This window comes from Breoghania sp. (assembly GCF_963674635.1).
Classification (GTDB): Bacteria; Pseudomonadota; Alphaproteobacteria; order Rhizobiales; family Stappiaceae; genus Breoghania.
Map to the genome: position 1 here is coordinate 3,156,831 of NZ_OY771475.1, position 15,714 is coordinate 3,172,544.

The window sequence follows — 15,714 nt, forward strand, 5'->3', positions numbered from 1 at the left end:
CGTTACGTCAAACCACTTACGGTCGACTATTGGCCGATACAATGGCTTGGCGGAAAGCGCCAAGCAGTCTATCAGGGGGTGTATGGTCGTTTCCAAGCAACGCCGCATGGGAGCCTGAATGCTCAGCCCTGCCTCTTCGCGCAATGACTTTGGCGAAAGACTCCTCAAGCTCGACACACTGGTGCGTCTGCGTTGGTTCGCGGTCGCCGGCCAGACGGCCGCGGTGATTGTCGTTCAATACGCCCTGGACTTCAAAGTCCACCTCGGACTGGTCTTTGCTCTCATCGCGCTGTCCGCATGGCTCAACCTCGCCCTGAGGTTCATACGCTCCAAGGTGCAGCGCCTGCCGCAGCGGCTGGCCACGTTTCTTCTGGGATATGACATCCTGCAGCTTGCAGGCCTGCTGTTCCTGACGGGCGGCCTCGGCAATCCCTTCGCCATGCTGCTGGTGGTGCCAGTCACTGTTTCCGCCGCCGCCCTTCCCGGGCGCGAAACCGTCATTCTCGGCGGCATCGCCATATTCGCCACGATCCTGCTGGCGATCTACCAGGTTCCCCTGCCGTGGTTCGAGGGCCAGCATCTGGAGCTGCCCAGCATCTATCAGTTCGGGATCTGGGTCTCGCTGGTGGCGACGCTGACCTTCATCGCCATCTACACCTTCCTCGTTGCCGCGGAGACGCGTCAGCTCTCGCAGGCGCTGGCCGCCACCGAACTCACCCTTGAGCGCGAACAGCACCTGCACGCGCTGGACGGCCTGGCCGCCGCCGCCGCCCATGAGCTCGGCACCCCGCTCGCCACCATCGTTCTGACCGCCAAGGAACTGGAATCGGAATTCCCCAAGGGCAGCACGCAACGCGAGGACCTGGAGCTCATCCGCTCGCAAGGGGATCGCTGTCGCGAGATCCTGCGCAAACTGACCTCGCTTTCCTCCGACCAGTCCTTCTTTGCCGCCCGGCTATCCCACCTCATCGAGGAAGTGGCCGAGCCGCATCGCGACCAGGGCGTCACCATCACCATCATGAAGGACGGCGAGCAGGGCGAGCCGCTGGTGCGCCGCAACGCGTCCATCCTCTATGGCATCGGCAACCTGCTGGAGAACGCAGTCGATTTCGCCGAAAGCGCCGTCAGCGTGCGGATCACATGGAACCAGACCACCGCAACGGTGACCATTTCCGATGACGGCCCGGGCTTTGCCGACGAGGTGATCGACCGTCTCGGCGAACCCTATGTCACAACCCGCGCACGCTCCGGGGCGCTGCCAAAGCCCGCCGCGCAGCAGGCCAATGCCGGGGGGCTCGGACTTGGCTTCTTCATCGCCAAGACGCTGCTTGAGCGCACCGGCGCGCGCCTGGCGCTGCGCAACGGGCTGGAGGGCGGCGCCGTCGTGCAGATCCAGTGGCCGCGCATATCGCTGGAAGAGGCCGAAGATTCCGCTGCCGCGACCGAGGGGCAACACGCGCAGCAGTAAAGACGCCGCCCTTCTTGCGGCACACCCCCGGGAGGGGGACAAACACGGAATATGCGATTTGCAGCTGCAACTCGATTTTCCTATATAACTGAAGTTGTGAGGCGCTCCTTGGCCTCCCTGAGAATGCGGGAAATTCAGATGACAGACGACGTGCACAGTGAGCCGATTGTTGGAGATATCGCCGGCGCCCGCCTGTTGCTTGTCGATGACGACAAGCCGTTTCTGCAACGGCTGGCACGCGCGATGGAAAAGCGCGGTTTCGTGACCGAAATGGCCGAAAGCGTCGAGGAAGCGCGCGCCAAGATCGTGGCCGAACCGCCCACTTTCGCGGTCGTCGACATGAGGCTCCAGGATGGAAACGGCCTTGATGTCATCGGGACATTGCATGAGCACAAGCCCGACGCACGCGCCATCATCCTCACCGGTTACGGCAATATCGCCACGGCGGTGACGGCGGTGAAGCTCGGTGCGATCGATTATCTCGCCAAGCCAGCGGATGCGGACGACATCTTCGCCGCCCTGACCCGCAAGCTCGACGAAATGGCCTCGCCGCCGGAAAACCCGATGTCGGCCGACCGCGTGCGCTGGGAACACATCCAGCGCGTCTTCGAGCTTTGTGATCGCAACGTCTCGGAAACCGCACGCCGGCTGAACATGCATCGCCGCACCTTGCAGCGCATTCTCGCCAAGCGCGCCCCGCGCTGAGCCTGATCGCCTTCGCAGGGCTTGCGACCCGTCGGCAGGGTACTGAGGCCTTGCCGTCCGTGTGAAGACAGGGGCGGAGGGACAAGGCCTGGTGCCCTGCACAGGCGCGCGATGCGCGCCTGGACACACCTCAGATGTCGAAACCGCTGCCTGCCTCGCCTGCGGTCAAGGCGGGGTCCATCAGGTCGTGCAGCCGGTTGGCTGCAAATTGCGCGAGCCGCAGGGTAACGGCCTTGCGCCGGGCGGCGGCGAGCGGATGGGCGGGGGCGGAGCGCAAGATATCCGCGCCAAAGCCATCCGACATCATCAGTCCGGCTTCCTGCGGAAAGATCTCCTCCGGAACATCCGGGTGAGTGGCGAAAAAGAAACGGTCGCACCATTCGCGGTAATCGGGCCACTTGGTGTCGGCGCGAAAATCGGCAATCGAGGATTTCACCTCCACGATCCAGATCTCGCCCTTGGCACCGACCGCGATCAGATCCGCCCGACGCCCCGAAGGTAAGGTGACTTCAAACAGACAGGACGCGCCCGTGCGGCGCATCAGACGCGCCACACCCCGACGCACCATCAACGCAGCTTCCGACTGCCTCCCATCGATCAGCCCGGCCTCTATGGCCTGGTCGAACGGCCTCATCGCTCATCGTCTCCGCAGGTCGCCAACACCGCCCTGGCGCATCGCAATCACACCAAGCACACGGGCACTCGCGTGTAATCGAATACCATGCAACCAGAGTGGTTTTGACATGTGTTTAAATGGAGGATCAATGCTTTATTAACGCTACCGCAATCCCCACGCATTTCTCCTTAGGGATGCGTTCGTTTCCGAATTTACATTCTACTTCATGGTGCTAGGTCTTTAACAGGCGCGCTTTAAGGTAATTCGGTGCAAACGGGAAAACGGATTTTTAAAGCCTGCATCCGCTAGATGCCACATAGTCGCGAAATCGCCATCAAACCAACACTCGAAAGCCGCGGACCGGAATATATGGTTGAAGCAATTCAGCGCAAAGCCAAACCTGCCCGGACCGAGACGGCCAAGCCGTCCGGTGCAGTCTCGGCAAGCGCAGGCAAGGCAGGCCTTGCCATTCCGGAAGCGGAGAGGGAGTCGCTGCTGTCGCTATTGCGCGTGGCGGCCTGGACCTATGACCCGGTCAACAACACGGTCACATGGCAGCGCATCTTCGCGGAGACGGTTGGGGAAACCCGACCGCAGACGACGGAGCGTTTGGCGGATGTCATCGCCCGTTACAAGGAAGAGGACCGCGCTGCGCTCCTGCGCCATTACGAGGCGGCGTTGCGCGACGGCAGTCACGGGCCGGTCCGCTTCACGGTGATGAACCGGGCGGGCATCGCCACCCATATCGAAAGCGCCGCGATCCGCACGGGAACGAAGTCCGGCTCGCCGATGGTGCAGGGCGTCTTCCGCAATTGCGAGGACGATGTCGGTCGTGAGGTTGCCCTTCAGGACGCGTTGACCCTGCTCACACGGCTGACCTCCATATCGCCTTCGGCGATCATGCTGCTTGACGGGACTGGCCTGATTCGCTCCGCCAACCCCGAATTTCTTCGCGTATTCGGCATCTCCGACGAGAGGATGCTGGTGGCCCGCCATATTCGCGCCTCCTCCAATGTTCTCGGCAAGGCCTTCGTCTCCGCGATTTCGGCGCTTCTGGACAACAACAAGGACGTGGTGAAGGCGCAGCAACGCTTCCAGCTGGCGAACAACACCTTCATCGACATGAATTTCCGCTGCCAGCGCTTTGGCGTGGACGATTCCGGCTACGGCCTGTTGTTCGCGGGCGAGGTGACTGACCCGGATGCGGTCGACATGGGGTTGGTCTTCGACAAACTGCCGACGCCGGCCATGACGATTTCCACGCCGGAGAACCTGATCGTGGCGGCCAATGCGGCTGCGTTGCGCACCTTCGGCCTGCGCCGGGAACATGTGGGCAACGACACGATTACCCAGATCCTGATGCGGTCGGACGATCTGAACCAGATCCAGAGCGACATCACCATCGAAGGCGGGGAAGAGGGCTTGACCTGCCCGGTGCGCAACCTGCAAGGCGGCGCGGCCAACTATCAGATCAAGGCCACCCGCTTTGCCGAAGATGGGCGCGGGTTTCTGGTTCTGGAATTCCACCCGGCCAAGGCGGCGGGCAATGGCAAGGCCAAGCCCCCGGCGCGCAACAAGGGCAAGAGCAAGGGGTTGCTCAGCCGCGTCGTGGATCATCTCGACTTCTGATCCCGCCAAGCCCTGCGGCGAGCCCGCGCCTGGCCCTGCAGTCCGTCCTGCGGCGGCCGTTGCGGCCTCCTGCCAACCGAACCACACGCGGTTTCTGCCCCCGAGGCCTTCGCGGATTGCGGGCAGATACGGTCTTTGGGGGACATCCGTGTCACGGCGGCGTGGATGGCATGCCTACACGGTTGCCTGTGGCTTCGCGATAAGCTATTCAACGCCTGTTGCAACGTTGGCCGCCCGAAGCGGCCCTGCAAGCACCCGTAGCTCAGCTGGATAGAGCGCTGCCCTCCGAAGGCAGAGGTCACAGGTTCGAATCCTGTCGGGTGCACCATTTTCCTCCCGTAAAATCAGATATTTGGCGTCTGCCACCATTGGCCGGGTCCAGCCCATGTCCGCAGCATGTCCGCAGAACGTTCGATGTTCTGCGTTTGCCCCCGGTCGCGCCGTCCCCGCGGACAGGCAGCGATAGGGTGCAGAAAAGCTGTCCGTCTGCCCCCGAGAAACACGCCGCCAGCCAGACAGAGCTCCCCCACACGGAAGCCGCCTCATGGGCAGCGTTCTTTCTCATGGCGGGGGCACGTGAGATCGTAAGGGTGACCACTTCCGGCTCGTGCTGGGTGCGACCGGAGAAGTACATATCGGGGGGCAGAGATCTCGGTTTTCTGGACCTCGACGAGGCATTTGCGGTTTCTAGGCGGCCCGCAGCACTCTCACCAGGCAAGTGCGGTTCATTCCGGCCTGCGGATGGCTGCACGGTCAGCCGGCCGGGGCGGGGACGAGACGTGGCTGGATGAGGAAGAGCAGGAGCGCGGGCAGGCTGGCCGCAAGAGCCTCATTGCCGCGCCAGAAAACCGACCACGCGGTCGCGAGTGCGATCAGAAGCAGAAGCCGGGCCGAGGCGCGGCGGGCGGAAGCAGGGTCGTCTTCCGTGATGTAGAGGCCGCCAGGGGTCAGGAGATGCTTCCCGAGCCCGATCAGAAGCAGCGCCAGGAAGAAGGAGGCCTCGCGCAAGTAGTCGGCAAAATGGATTAGACGCTCATCGCCCGAGCCAATCATGACAGCGAGAGCGCAGAGCCAGAGGTCGGCCGCCACGAGCAGCGGATTGAGCGGTTGGCGGCAAAGGACGAGTGCGACAAGGCTTGGCCCGACCGCCGCCGCGCCGAGTGTGAAGCGGTCGGGGAAGTCGGCGCCGAGCCGGCCGGAGAGCGAGAACACGATCAGCGGAGCGAACGCGACGACGGTCCACCAGATTTGCGTCAGCCGGGGTAAGGGCGCGCTCATGGGACGATGTGAAGCCTTTCCGCGTTCCGCTGTCAACGTTGGCCCAGGCCGAGGTTGAATAGCCCCTGGGGTTGTCGACGCCTTCTTCCCTAAATTTGAGGCAAGGAGGCCTTCACGGGCAAACGCCAATTTCACCCAAGATTTCAAGCGTGACGGGGTACGTCGGATATCCGAACTCGGGTGCTGGCGGGCAGTTTCCTGCTAATCGCCGGACACCCCGTAGACCTTCAATTGATTGCGGCCGCTTTCCTTCGCTTCGTAGAGGGCGGCATCGCATCTGGAAAAGATTCTGGATGTGTCGTCGCCGGGCAAGATCCGCGTCATGCCGACGCTAAATGAGAGCTTCAGGTCAGGCGCATTTCTGACCGGGCGAACCGCCGAGACGACTTCATAAAGCTTTCTGAGTGTTGCGATGGCAACCTCCAGGTTTTGCCCGGGAAACAGGAGCAGGAATTCCTCTCCCCCAAAACGCCCAAAGGCATCGCGCAACTTGATCGTCTCTCGAACAACCCTGGCAAACGCCACCAGAACTTCGTCGCCCACCTGATGACCATAGGTGTCGTTGATCTTCTTGAAGTAGTCGATGTCCAGCAAGCCCACGGTTCCGCCCGCCTCGACAGCGACGTCGCTGAGATTGCGCGATCGATCCGCCGCGCAAAGCAGCATCTTTTCCAGTTGGCCGATGATATGCCTTCGATTGGAAACGCCCGTCAGCTCATCCGTGGTGGAGGCGCGGACGGCTTCATCGCGCGCCTGGCGAAGCCAGCGTTCCGACGGACGCAATTCCGAGATATCCGTCCCGACGTAAATGATCCACCCATTGGGCAGCATCGTTTCCGTTACCCAGATATAGGCGCCGCAGTGCAGATCACTTTCGTAGGTTCTGACTTTGTTTTTCCCACGTCGGGACCTGACCGACGCAATCCAGCCATCGATGTCATCGGAGCGAATGATCGTGCCGCGTTTGGCGGCAAAGTTCCGCCTCATGAGCCGTTGCCAGCACAGGTCCTCACCAGGGCTTATGAAGTAGGCCTTGCGAAAGGCTTCGTTGGTAAATCGCAGACGTTCTTTCTCGTCATAGATACCGATCAGCGCAGCCGTGTGCTGCATCATCGCAACGACGTTGCTGAGAGCAAGTTCATCGCTGGGCCGCAAATGGGATGATATGCCTTGCGAATGCAAAATTCCGATAGGATCCATTCCCCAGACGCCGCCCTCACCGATCGAGATAACTCTACATGAGAAAAACCTATCCATTATAGCACCATTGTCTTTCCGCTAATATTCGGTGGAAACCACAACGGTTGCTGTTGGAGCCAGGGAACCTTCCCCCGAGATCGGGAAGCCTTTCTCACATGTTGCGCCTCAATTGCCGTTCATCGCACGGCCCCGCTCTCAAGCTTGTTGCGGATGAAGGTGCGCAGGTCATGAACGGGCATCCCGACGAGGTTGGCGGCCTCTTCCTGCATGACGGCTTCGCCGAGACTGGGCGGCAGGGCCTTGCGCAGGACACCAAGCATTTTCGGGGAGGCGAAAATCGCGAGACGATCGAAGTCGCCGGCGCTGCGGTGCTCCTCCAACAGCCTGAATGCCTCCTGCGCAAAATCCTGCATGTCGCGCAGGACCGTATCCGCGCCCGGCTCCATGGCCGAGCGTCGGCCGCTGTGATCGCTGGCGTGGCTTCTGCCGCGCTCCTCGCTTTGCGCGTCACGCTGCCGGGTGGCGTTCGCCTGGTTGGTGAGCTCGATCGGCTCGTCCGTGTCGGCACGATCAAGACCGCGAAGGATGTGGGCGTGCTCGGAGTTCATCACAAGCGCCCAGATCATTTGTCTACGCATGGTAGAAGTCCTCCCTTTTGACGTTCTGGAATAGTGCAACAAATTCGCCGCATGCGCACTGATGTCCGTCAAACTGGCAAAGGCCCGTTGCTTCCTGCCTGCCCCAGGGTTTCCGGCGCACCGCCCCCGACGCACTTGCCCGCGCAGGCAGCATGTGCGGAAATCACAAGATCACACCAGTGCGATTTCAGGACTGTGCGCCCCGGCGCGCCGGGCAGGGGGTGGCTGGCAGGGGGTAGCGGGCAGGGGGTGGCGGGCAGGGGGCGCGGACACCGCTGCGCCCGCGCCTGGCGGTTCCCGGATCGTGACACCTTTCGCGACGGATATCCCGCGCCCGCCCGATGCCGGCTCGACAAGCCTTCGCCCGCGGCGCTAGTCTTGTTCATTGCGACAATGTGAATGTCGCTGCTGGGCGAGAATGCAAAATGACAACAAGAATAGACATCGTTTACGCCAGCCACGACGGTCACACCCTCAAGATCGCCCGGTTCATCGAAAAGATCCTGATGGGCGCTTTTGAAGGCGAGGTGACGCTTCACGCCGCAACGTCCCCGGACTTGCCTGCCGAGCGGATCGGGCAGGACAGCTTCATCGTCGTCATCGCACCGATCCGCTATGGCTACCCGCTGCGTGAGGCGGAGGCCTTTCTGCGCGCCAACAAGGCCCGCATCGCGCCGGAACGCCTCGCCATGCTTCTGGTGTGCCTCACCGCACGCAAACCGAACCGGCAATCGGTTGCGACCAACGGTTACTTGCGCAAATGGCTGGCGCGCCACGGCCTGACGCCGAAACTCGCCGCCTCCATTGCCGGAAAACTGGACTATCCCCGCTACCGGCCGTTTGACCGGTTCATGATCCGCCTCATCATGAGGATGAGCCGTGGGCCGACCGATCCGACCACGCAGATCGAGTACACAGACTGGGCGCAGGTCGAAGCCCTGTCGCGGGAGATCGCCAGTCTTGCCCAGGGCGACCCGGCGCCTGCATGAGGGGAAAGGGGAGACAGGACTTGCCAATCGACACCCGTGCATTTGAAAGACCTGGCGGCATCCCCCAGGGTCCGCCTCTGGTGCCCGAAGGTGATTTCATCCCCGTCTGATTTTGCATCTGCGTCACGAACGCCAGCTTTCAGTTGCTTATTCGTTGCCTCGGACCTAAAATGTTGCACTGCAGCAAATTGCCAGGAAAGGCGTCTGGATGTCGTTTCACGAGTTGTTCAAGGTGCCATATTACCAGCTTCACGAACTCAACCACGCCGCATTGAGCCCCATGCGAGCGGTGGCTGATGTGACCCGGCTCTATTTCAAGAACCCGCTGAACCCGGCCACGCACACGCCGGTGGGTCGCGGCATGGCTGCCGCCTGCGAGCTGTTCGAGCGCGCCACCCGACGCTATGGCAAACCCGCCTTCGGCTTCGAAACGGTGACGATCAGCGGGATGCCGGTGTCGGTGCATGAGGAGGTTGTCTGGCAACGTCCCTTTTGCCGGCTGATCCATTTCCAGCGCGCGCTCACCAAGCCGCGCAACGACCCGAAGCTGCTGATCGTGGCCCCGATGTCGGGCCATTACGCCACGCTTCTGCGCGGGACGGTCGAAGCCTTCCTGCCCACCCATGACGTCTATATCACCGACTGGATCGACGCTCGCCAGGTGCCGGTGTCGGAAGGCCGTTTCGATCTCGACGACTATATCGACTACGTCATCTCCATCCTGCATCGCCTTGGCGGCGACACCCACGTGATGGGCGTGTGCCAACCGGCGGTGCCGGTTTTGGCGGCCGTCGCGGTCATGGAGGCGGCGGGCGATCCCTATGCGCCGAATTCGATGACGCTGATGGGCGGGCCCATCGACACGCGCGAAAACCCGACCGCCGTGAACGAGATGGCGCTTTCCCACAACATCGACTGGTTCGCCAAGAACGTGATCATGCGGGTCCCGTTCCCGCATCCCGGCTTCATGCGCGAAGTCTATCCCGGCTTTCTGCAGCTTTCCGGCTTCATGAGCATGAATCTCGACCGCCACATCATGGCGCATCACGAGTTCTTCAATCACCTCGTCTCCGGCGACGGCGACAGCGCGGAAAAGCATCGTGAGTTCTATGACGAATATCTGGCCGTCATGGACCTGACGGCGGAATTCTATCTGCAGACGGTCGACACGGTCTTCATCCGCCAGGCGCTGCCCAAGGGCGAAATGATGCATCGCGACCGCCTGGTGGAGCCCTCGGCGATCCGCAACACGGCGCTGATGACGGTGGAGGGCGAAAAGGACGACATTTCCGGGATCGGCCAGACAAAGGCCGCGCACAAGCTGTGTACGAACATTCCCGACGAGAAGCGCGTCCATTACATGCAGATGGGGGCGGGCCACTACGGCGTCTTCAATGGCTCGCGCTTCCGCGCCGAAATCGCGCCGCGCATCTCCGATTTCATCCGCTCGAACCGCAGGCCGTTGGAGCTCGCCAAGCCAAAGGTGGCGACACCGGCCCCATCGAAGGCGGTGGCAAGGCCTGCCCCCGCCTCCAAGGCAGAGGCCGGGCTGGCCGCCATCGCCCTTGCCGCGCCCGAAGGCAGCGCGGACGATCTCACGCGGATCTCGGGGGTCGGGCCGAAACTTTCCGATGCGCTCAACGGCGCCGGGATCTTTCATTTCCGCCAGATCGCGGCCCTGAGCGCGGCACAGCTTGCCGAACTCGATGAAAGGCTCGCCCTGCGCGGGCGCGCAACGCGGGACGACTGGATCGCACAGGCGAGTCGGCTCGTGTGAGCATGTTTTCCACAAGCCCTCCACGGGAGAGCTTGCCGCAATGAAAATATTTTTTGTAAAGCCGCGACACAAAGTGTCGCGGCTTTTCTTTGGCCAATTCAGCGATGCACACGCAGCCGGCTCGCGGTTCATCCTTGAATAACAGGCACTTGCGAAAGCCAACACAACGCTGCGCTCCAAAGATTAAATCGTCGGACAAGACACATATACTTCTTTTGTAACAAAGTGTTGCTAGGGCCATCTGGATTTAATTCGCAGTTCTGTTAAATATCTTTTTCAGGAAGAGCGGTTCGCTATTCAGCCAATATGCGGATCGCCTCCAGAGGGTCGGCTCGAACGGGTCGGCGCTCCAGCCCCTTCCCCCAAGGGGCCCCAATACGGTCGGATGCTGCCGATGCGCGCGCGCATACGCATTGGCTCCCGACTGACGGGCCGGAGATGACCGGCCTTTCAAGCGAGAGTGGCCTGTCGCGGCCGCTCTCGCTTTTCTTTTGCGGACCGCATCGTGCGATCCCGGTCACGCATCTTGTGCATGGGCGCTATACTGGAACGGTTCGAATCGCGCGGAACCGCGCTGGTTTTTTCGATGTTTTCTGCAATGCTCTGATCCTGCAAAGCCTGACGCGGACCCCTCGATGCGGTTTTTCTCCACCGGCGCGCCGGAGCCGGATCACGTGATGCTCGAAATCGACGGACGACCGGTTCGCGTGGCGGTGCGCCGCAACGCGCGCGCCAACCGCTATTCGCTGCGTCTTCCGACAGCGGGCGGCGATCCCGTTCTCACCATCCCGCCGCGCGGCAACTTCCGCACGGCACACAAGTTTGCCGAGGACCAGCGGGGCTGGCTTGCCGAGCGTTTGCGCAAGGCGCCGCCCGCACAGCCCTTCGTAGCCGGCGGCGAGGTGCCGCTTCGCGGCCTTTCTCACCGCATCGAACATGTGCCGACCCAGCGCGGAACGGTGAAACGGCGGGACCACCCCGACGGGCCGGTGCTGCTGGTGGCCGGGGACGCCCCGCATCTGGCGCGCAGGCTCACCGACTATCTGAAGAGGGAAGCGCGCGCGGATCTGAGCGCGGCCGTGGAACGTCATGCCGGCGCGCTCGCGCTCACCTGTCCGCGCGCCCGTCCGCCTTCCGGCCTGACCATTCGCGACACCCGCTCGCGCTGGGGCTCGTGCACGGCGCAGGGGCGGCTTTCCTTTTCCTGGCGCCTGGTTCTCGCGCCGCCCTTCATCCTCGATTACGTGGCCGCCCATGAGGTCGCGCATCTTGTGGAGATGAACCATTCCGCCCGGTTCTGGGCGGTGACGCGGGAACTCTTTCCCGAAACGGACCGCGCGCGCGCCTGGCTGCGCGAACACGGCAGTATGCTTCACAGTTACGGCTAGGTCTTTCGACGCTCAGAGCCTGCGCCTTTTGCGGCGATTTGCCCGCGACGCGGGCGCGGCATGCCCGAACGGACTCGACCCGGCCACGATTTCGGCGCAAGTTACTGCAGGATATGGCGAGGCAGGCCAAATCCGCTTGGAGCCAGCAAGGGCCTCGGAATTTCGGGTTCCGATCCGGGGGATGCCGACCACCACCTCACGCCGCGCCCGCGTTTCGTTCGCATGCGCCGCCTTCGCAAATCCGCGCCTATCCAGGCCGCGCAACCCGGAGCACCCGCTTTCACCGCCACATTGGCGGTCCAGATTTTCCCGTTAGATCCGCACATCAAAACCGTTGCATAGACGTTGACCAGAACGCGCATGGGGGACAGGTCATGGCTGAAGTCGTTGTAAGTTCCGCTCTTCAATATCTCGAAAAGGCAATGACAAGCCTGCGGGACCTCGGTCTCGTGGAGGGCAAGTCGGAAGACGCACCGATTGTCGGGCTTTTGGAGAAGATCTCCGACATCGAGCCGGAGAAGATCGCCATCATCACCCGCACGCTGCAACAGATGAGCATCTTCAACGAGGTGGTGCGCGAGCAGGTGGCGGAGATGTCCATCGGCCAGCGTTACGAGGAAATCTCCAAGGCCTTCGATTCCATTCGCGATGATGCCAAGGGCATGGTGGATCAGCTGGAAGACGGCAAGATCGACCTCTTCGAGCGCGCCACGAACACCTGGATGAAGATTTCGCGCGGCGACATCGCCTCGCGCTTCGACAAGATCAAGGACACCTATCTGGAGGTCTCGCGCGACACCAAGGCCAATATCGAGCGCGAACAGACCATTCTGGAAGCCTATCGCGACTTCCGCGGCGCGCTGAAACACGGCGAGGTGGCCGCATTGGAAATCCTGGCGAGCGCTGCGGCCAAACTGGAGGCGGCCAAGGGCGAACTGGCCAAGGCCTCCGACGCCGTGAGCGCCTTTCCCGAAGACGGAGCCATGGCGGAACGCGCCAAACTGGAACTGGTGCGCGACGAGCATTTGCGCCGGGTCCAGAACGAGGAGGCCCGCTACCAGATCGCCAAGGATCTCTCCGACAACCTGACCATCAGCTACAACACGTCCGATGTGGTGATGGCGCGGCTGATGCAGACGACCAACGCCAAGGAGCGCGTCTATCAGCAGGCGGTTTCCTTCTTCTCCACCAACGAATCCGTTCTCACCGCGCTGAAGGCCTCCTTCACCGGCCTTTTCGGCCTGCACGAGGCGACCCAGACGTTGAACGAGATGAAGGAAGGCGTTTCCAAATCGCTGGAAGTGCTGGCGGAGATCGGCGGCAAGGTCCAGGAGGAGGCGCTCAAGGCAGGCTATGGTCCGACCATCCGCGCCGATGCGGTGAAGAAGCTCGTCGACAGCGTGGTCAATTTCCAGGTCCGTTCGGTGGAAATCGTGAAGGAGATGCGCGAGCTTTCCACGAAGAACAGCGCCGAAATCCGCGACGCGGTGGAAGCCGGCAAGAAGCGGCTTGCCCGCCTTGCCAGCGAAGGCGAGGCGCTGCCTCTGGACGGCGAGATCTTCTAGGCGGACCCCATCATGACATCAGCCACTTCAGGGTCTCTGTCCGTCCCGTCGGTATCCTCCGGCGGGAACGGACAGTCGCTCGACGAACTCATGCTCGCCATGGATGTCGTCGACACATTGCGACACCAGGAGGCCGTCGCGGAACGCGAGATCGCGCAGGACGGCCGCGACGAAGGGCTCAAGGAACGGCTCAGACGCCTTTACGAGAGCCAGGGGCTGGAGGTTTCCGACCGCATCCTCGACGAGGGCATCGCGGCGCTGAAGGAAAGCCGCTTCACCTATGAGCGCACGCCTGCGGGCCTTTCGCGCACACTGGCCGGGCTCTGGGTGCGGCGCGGGCGCGTGATGGCGGGGATCGCGACGCTGATCGTGCTCTTCGGCATCTGGTCCGCCTATTCGAGCTGGACCACGCACTCGCGCGAACAGGCGGCGGAAGCCGCCCGGATCGAATTGACCGAGACCCTGCCCGCGAACGCCAAAAAGGCCGAAGAGGCCGCCATGGCGGAGGCGCGAACCAAAGCCGCGCAGGATCGCGTCCAGCAGCTTTACAGGGACGCCACATTGGCGCTCGCCCGCGCCGATGCGCCTGCCGCCCGCGTTGCCGTCGCCTCCCTGGAGACGCTGCGCCAGAGCCTTGTCCAGACCTACCAGCTTCGCATCGTCACGCGTCAGGGCGAGCGAAGCGGCGTTTTCCGCATTCCCGACGCCAATACGAGCGCCCGCAACTATTACCTGATCGTGGAGGCGGTCACGCCGGACGGAGAGCTTCTCTCCTTCCCCATCCGCAACGAGGAAACCAACGAGACGACGGTGGTTTCGCGCTGGGGTGTGCGGGTGCCGCAGGCGACCTACGAGGCAGTGCGTGACGACAAGATGGATGACGGCATCCTGCAAAACAACATTCTGGCGACCAAGCCGCGCGGTGCGCTGAAGCCTGTCTATGAGATGCCCGTTTCCGACGGCGCGATAACGAAGTGGTAGGCCCGAGATGATCAGCGTTTTCGAGACAATGAACTCCATTGACCGGGCCGGTGACGAACTTCGCAGCGACGAAGACAATCTCACCCGGATCATCGAGGCGGCCACGGGCGAGCTGGCGCAGCTGCGCACCGAGCAGTCGACGCTCTTCAAGGGGCTCGCGGCGCTCCGGCTCGACGCCATCCAGCAGGATCAGCTGTCGGGACGGCTGGATGCGGTGGAACGCCGGGCGCTGGCGGCCCTGGAGGAGCGGCAGGCAAAACTCGACGAGATTGCAGGCCACCGCGACCGCCTGGCGCGCGATCTCACCCAGGCGCGCGCTGCGCGCGCCGAAAGCGAGGCCCGCGTGGAAGCGGCGGCCAACGCCATCCAGGAGCTGACGGACGCTACCGAGGACCGGATTTCCGGCAATCTGGCATGGCAGGAGCAATCGGCCCGCGTTGCGGGCGCTGAGGCCCGCACCAGCGCCGCTTCGCAAAAGGCGGATCAGGCGGAGGCCGACCGGGACGAGAAATCGAAGCCCTATCTGGACGATCCGCTCTTTGTCTATCTCTGGGAGCGCGGCTACGGCACCCCGCGCTACAGGGCCGGATCGATCACGCGCATGGGCGACGCCTATGTCGCCCGCGTGGTGCGCTACGAGCCCGCGCGGCAGAACTACTTTGCGCTCACCGAAATTCCCAAGCGCTTGCGCGAACATGCCGACAGGCTGGCGGCAGCCCTTGAGGAGGAAGAGGCAAAGCTGTTTGCGATTGAGCGCGCGGCACTTGAAGAGGACGGGATTGTCGAGAAGGAGCATGTGCAGGAGGCGGCCGAGGCCGATCTGCGCGCCTGCGACGCACGCATCGCGGAGCTTGAGGCGCAAGACCGGGCGCTGGAGGCGGACCGCGCCGAACTCAGCGGCGTCGTGCCCGGTTCGGCCCTGTCGGATGCGCTCGATGAGCTTGCCGCATCGCTGAAGCGTCAGGACCTTCAGGATCTCCTGCGCGATGCGCTTGAGACCCCGCACGAGGACGACGACCAGATCGTGCGCCGCCTTCAGGACCTTGAGATCGAGATGGCGGACAAGGCGCGCGAGATCGAGCAGACGCGGCAGACCGCGCTCGAAATCGCCCGAAGGCGCGCGGAGCTTGATCGCTCCCGCGACGAGATCCGCCGTCAGGACTATGAGCGGCAGGGTGGCGGCTTCAGCAATGAGGAGCTGATCGGCAACATTCTCGGCGGCATTCTGGCGGGCGCGCTGTCGTCACGCGATCTGGCCGATGCGCTGCGCAGCGGTTACCGGCCGGAACCCAAACGCAAGCGGCGCAAATCGCGCTCCAGCGGCGGCGGGTTCGGTGGCGGCGGTTTTGGCGGCGGCGGTGGTTTTGGTGGCGGCGGCTTCAGCGGCGGCGGCGGGTTCGGCGGTGGTGGCTTCCGAACAGGCGGCGGCTTCTAGCGCCTTGTTCCGGCCGGATTGCCCCGATCCGACCGACAGACACGG

Annotated in this window: 13 protein-coding genes and 1 tRNA gene; 10 read left to right on the forward strand and 4 right to left on the reverse strand. The window is 63.0% G+C overall.

The genetic code is table 11. The annotated features are described in order from the left end of the window. The first annotated feature begins 118 nt into the window (after nucleotides 1–118). The gene (locus tag ABGM93_RS13745) at nucleotides 119–1,468 is read left to right on the forward strand and encodes an ActS/PrrB/RegB family redox-sensitive histidine kinase (RefSeq protein WP_321500308.1); all 1,350 of its coding nucleotides are present in this window, start codon (nucleotides 119–121) and stop codon (nucleotides 1,466–1,468) included. A 138-nt stretch (nucleotides 1,469–1,606) separates the two neighbouring features. Continuing rightward, nucleotides 1,607–2,173, forward strand: coding sequence for an ActR/PrrA/RegA family redox response regulator transcription factor (locus ABGM93_RS13750; RefSeq protein ID WP_321500311.1), 567 nt, complete (start codon nucleotides 1,607–1,609; stop codon nucleotides 2,171–2,173). 130 nt (nucleotides 2,174–2,303) lie between these two features. Here ABGM93_RS13750 and ABGM93_RS13755 read toward each other — a convergent pair whose 3' ends face one another. Continuing rightward, on the reverse strand, nucleotides 2,304–2,807 hold the full coding sequence (locus tag ABGM93_RS13755; protein ID WP_321500315.1) for an MmcB family DNA repair protein: 504 nt from the start codon (nucleotides 2,805–2,807) through the stop codon (nucleotides 2,304–2,306). A gap of 351 nt (nucleotides 2,808–3,158) precedes the next feature. Between ABGM93_RS13755 and ABGM93_RS13760 the strand changes: the two genes are divergently transcribed. Both ABGM93_RS13760 and ABGM93_RS13765 read left to right on the forward strand, forming a co-directional pair. Further along, the gene (locus tag ABGM93_RS13760) at nucleotides 3,159–4,418 is read left to right on the forward strand and encodes a PAS domain-containing protein (protein ID WP_321500318.1); all 1,260 of its coding nucleotides are present in this window, start codon (nucleotides 3,159–3,161) and stop codon (nucleotides 4,416–4,418) included. 251 nt (nucleotides 4,419–4,669) lie between these two features. Then, nucleotides 4,670–4,746: transfer RNA gene (locus tag ABGM93_RS13765), tRNA-Arg, on the forward strand. Nucleotides 4,747–5,171: 425 nt separating this feature from the next. Here the strand turns inward: ABGM93_RS13765 and ABGM93_RS13770 are convergent. From ABGM93_RS13770 to ABGM93_RS13780, 3 genes are all read right to left on the reverse strand, one after another. Further along, a complete protein-coding gene (locus ABGM93_RS13770; protein ID WP_321500321.1) occupies nucleotides 5,172–5,696 on the reverse strand; it encodes a hypothetical protein in 525 nt (174 codons plus the stop codon). A gap of 201 nt (nucleotides 5,697–5,897) precedes the next feature. Next, nucleotides 5,898–6,896: a GGDEF domain-containing protein gene (locus ABGM93_RS13775; protein WP_321500323.1), complete on the reverse strand. Its 999-nt coding sequence runs from the start codon at nucleotides 6,894–6,896 to the stop codon at nucleotides 5,898–5,900. Nucleotides 6,897–7,072: 176 nt separating this feature from the next. Next, nucleotides 7,073–7,534 carry a host attachment protein gene (locus ABGM93_RS13780; RefSeq protein ID WP_321500324.1) on the reverse strand — a complete coding sequence of 154 codons (462 nt, stop codon included), beginning with the start codon at nucleotides 7,532–7,534 and terminating at the stop codon, nucleotides 7,073–7,075. Between the two features lie 425 nt (nucleotides 7,535–7,959). On the opposite strand from ABGM93_RS13780, the gene ABGM93_RS13785 reads away from it, so the two are divergent. The 6 genes from ABGM93_RS13785 (at nucleotide 7,960) to ABGM93_RS13810 (ending at nucleotide 15,669) form a co-directional block, all read left to right on the forward strand. Then, nucleotides 7,960–8,523, forward strand: coding sequence for a flavodoxin domain-containing protein (locus tag ABGM93_RS13785; RefSeq protein WP_321500326.1), 564 nt, complete (start codon nucleotides 7,960–7,962; stop codon nucleotides 8,521–8,523). 208 nt (nucleotides 8,524–8,731) lie between these two features. Further along, nucleotides 8,732–10,300, forward strand: a complete 1,569-nt coding sequence (gene phaZ / locus ABGM93_RS13790) for a polyhydroxyalkanoate depolymerase (protein ID WP_321500329.1) — start codon at nucleotides 8,732–8,734, stop codon at nucleotides 10,298–10,300. Nucleotides 10,301–10,935: 635 nt separating this feature from the next. Further along, nucleotides 10,936–11,688 carry a SprT family zinc-dependent metalloprotease gene (locus ABGM93_RS13795; protein WP_321500331.1) on the forward strand — a complete coding sequence of 251 codons (753 nt, stop codon included), beginning with the start codon at nucleotides 10,936–10,938 and terminating at the stop codon, nucleotides 11,686–11,688. A 374-nt stretch (nucleotides 11,689–12,062) separates the two neighbouring features. After that, entirely contained in the window at nucleotides 12,063–13,253 is a 1,191-nt protein-coding gene (locus ABGM93_RS13800; RefSeq protein ID WP_321500333.1) for a cell surface protein, read from the forward strand. A gap of 12 nt (nucleotides 13,254–13,265) precedes the next feature. Continuing rightward, nucleotides 13,266–14,234 carry a DUF6384 family protein gene (locus ABGM93_RS13805; protein ID WP_321500335.1) on the forward strand — a complete coding sequence of 323 codons (969 nt, stop codon included), beginning with the start codon at nucleotides 13,266–13,268 and terminating at the stop codon, nucleotides 14,232–14,234. A 7-nt stretch (nucleotides 14,235–14,241) separates the two neighbouring features. Further along, complete coding sequence (locus tag ABGM93_RS13810; RefSeq protein WP_321500337.1) at nucleotides 14,242–15,669, forward strand: hypothetical protein; 1,428 nt, start codon at nucleotides 14,242–14,244, stop codon at nucleotides 15,667–15,669. The last annotated feature ends 45 nt before the right edge of the window (nucleotides 15,670–15,714 follow it).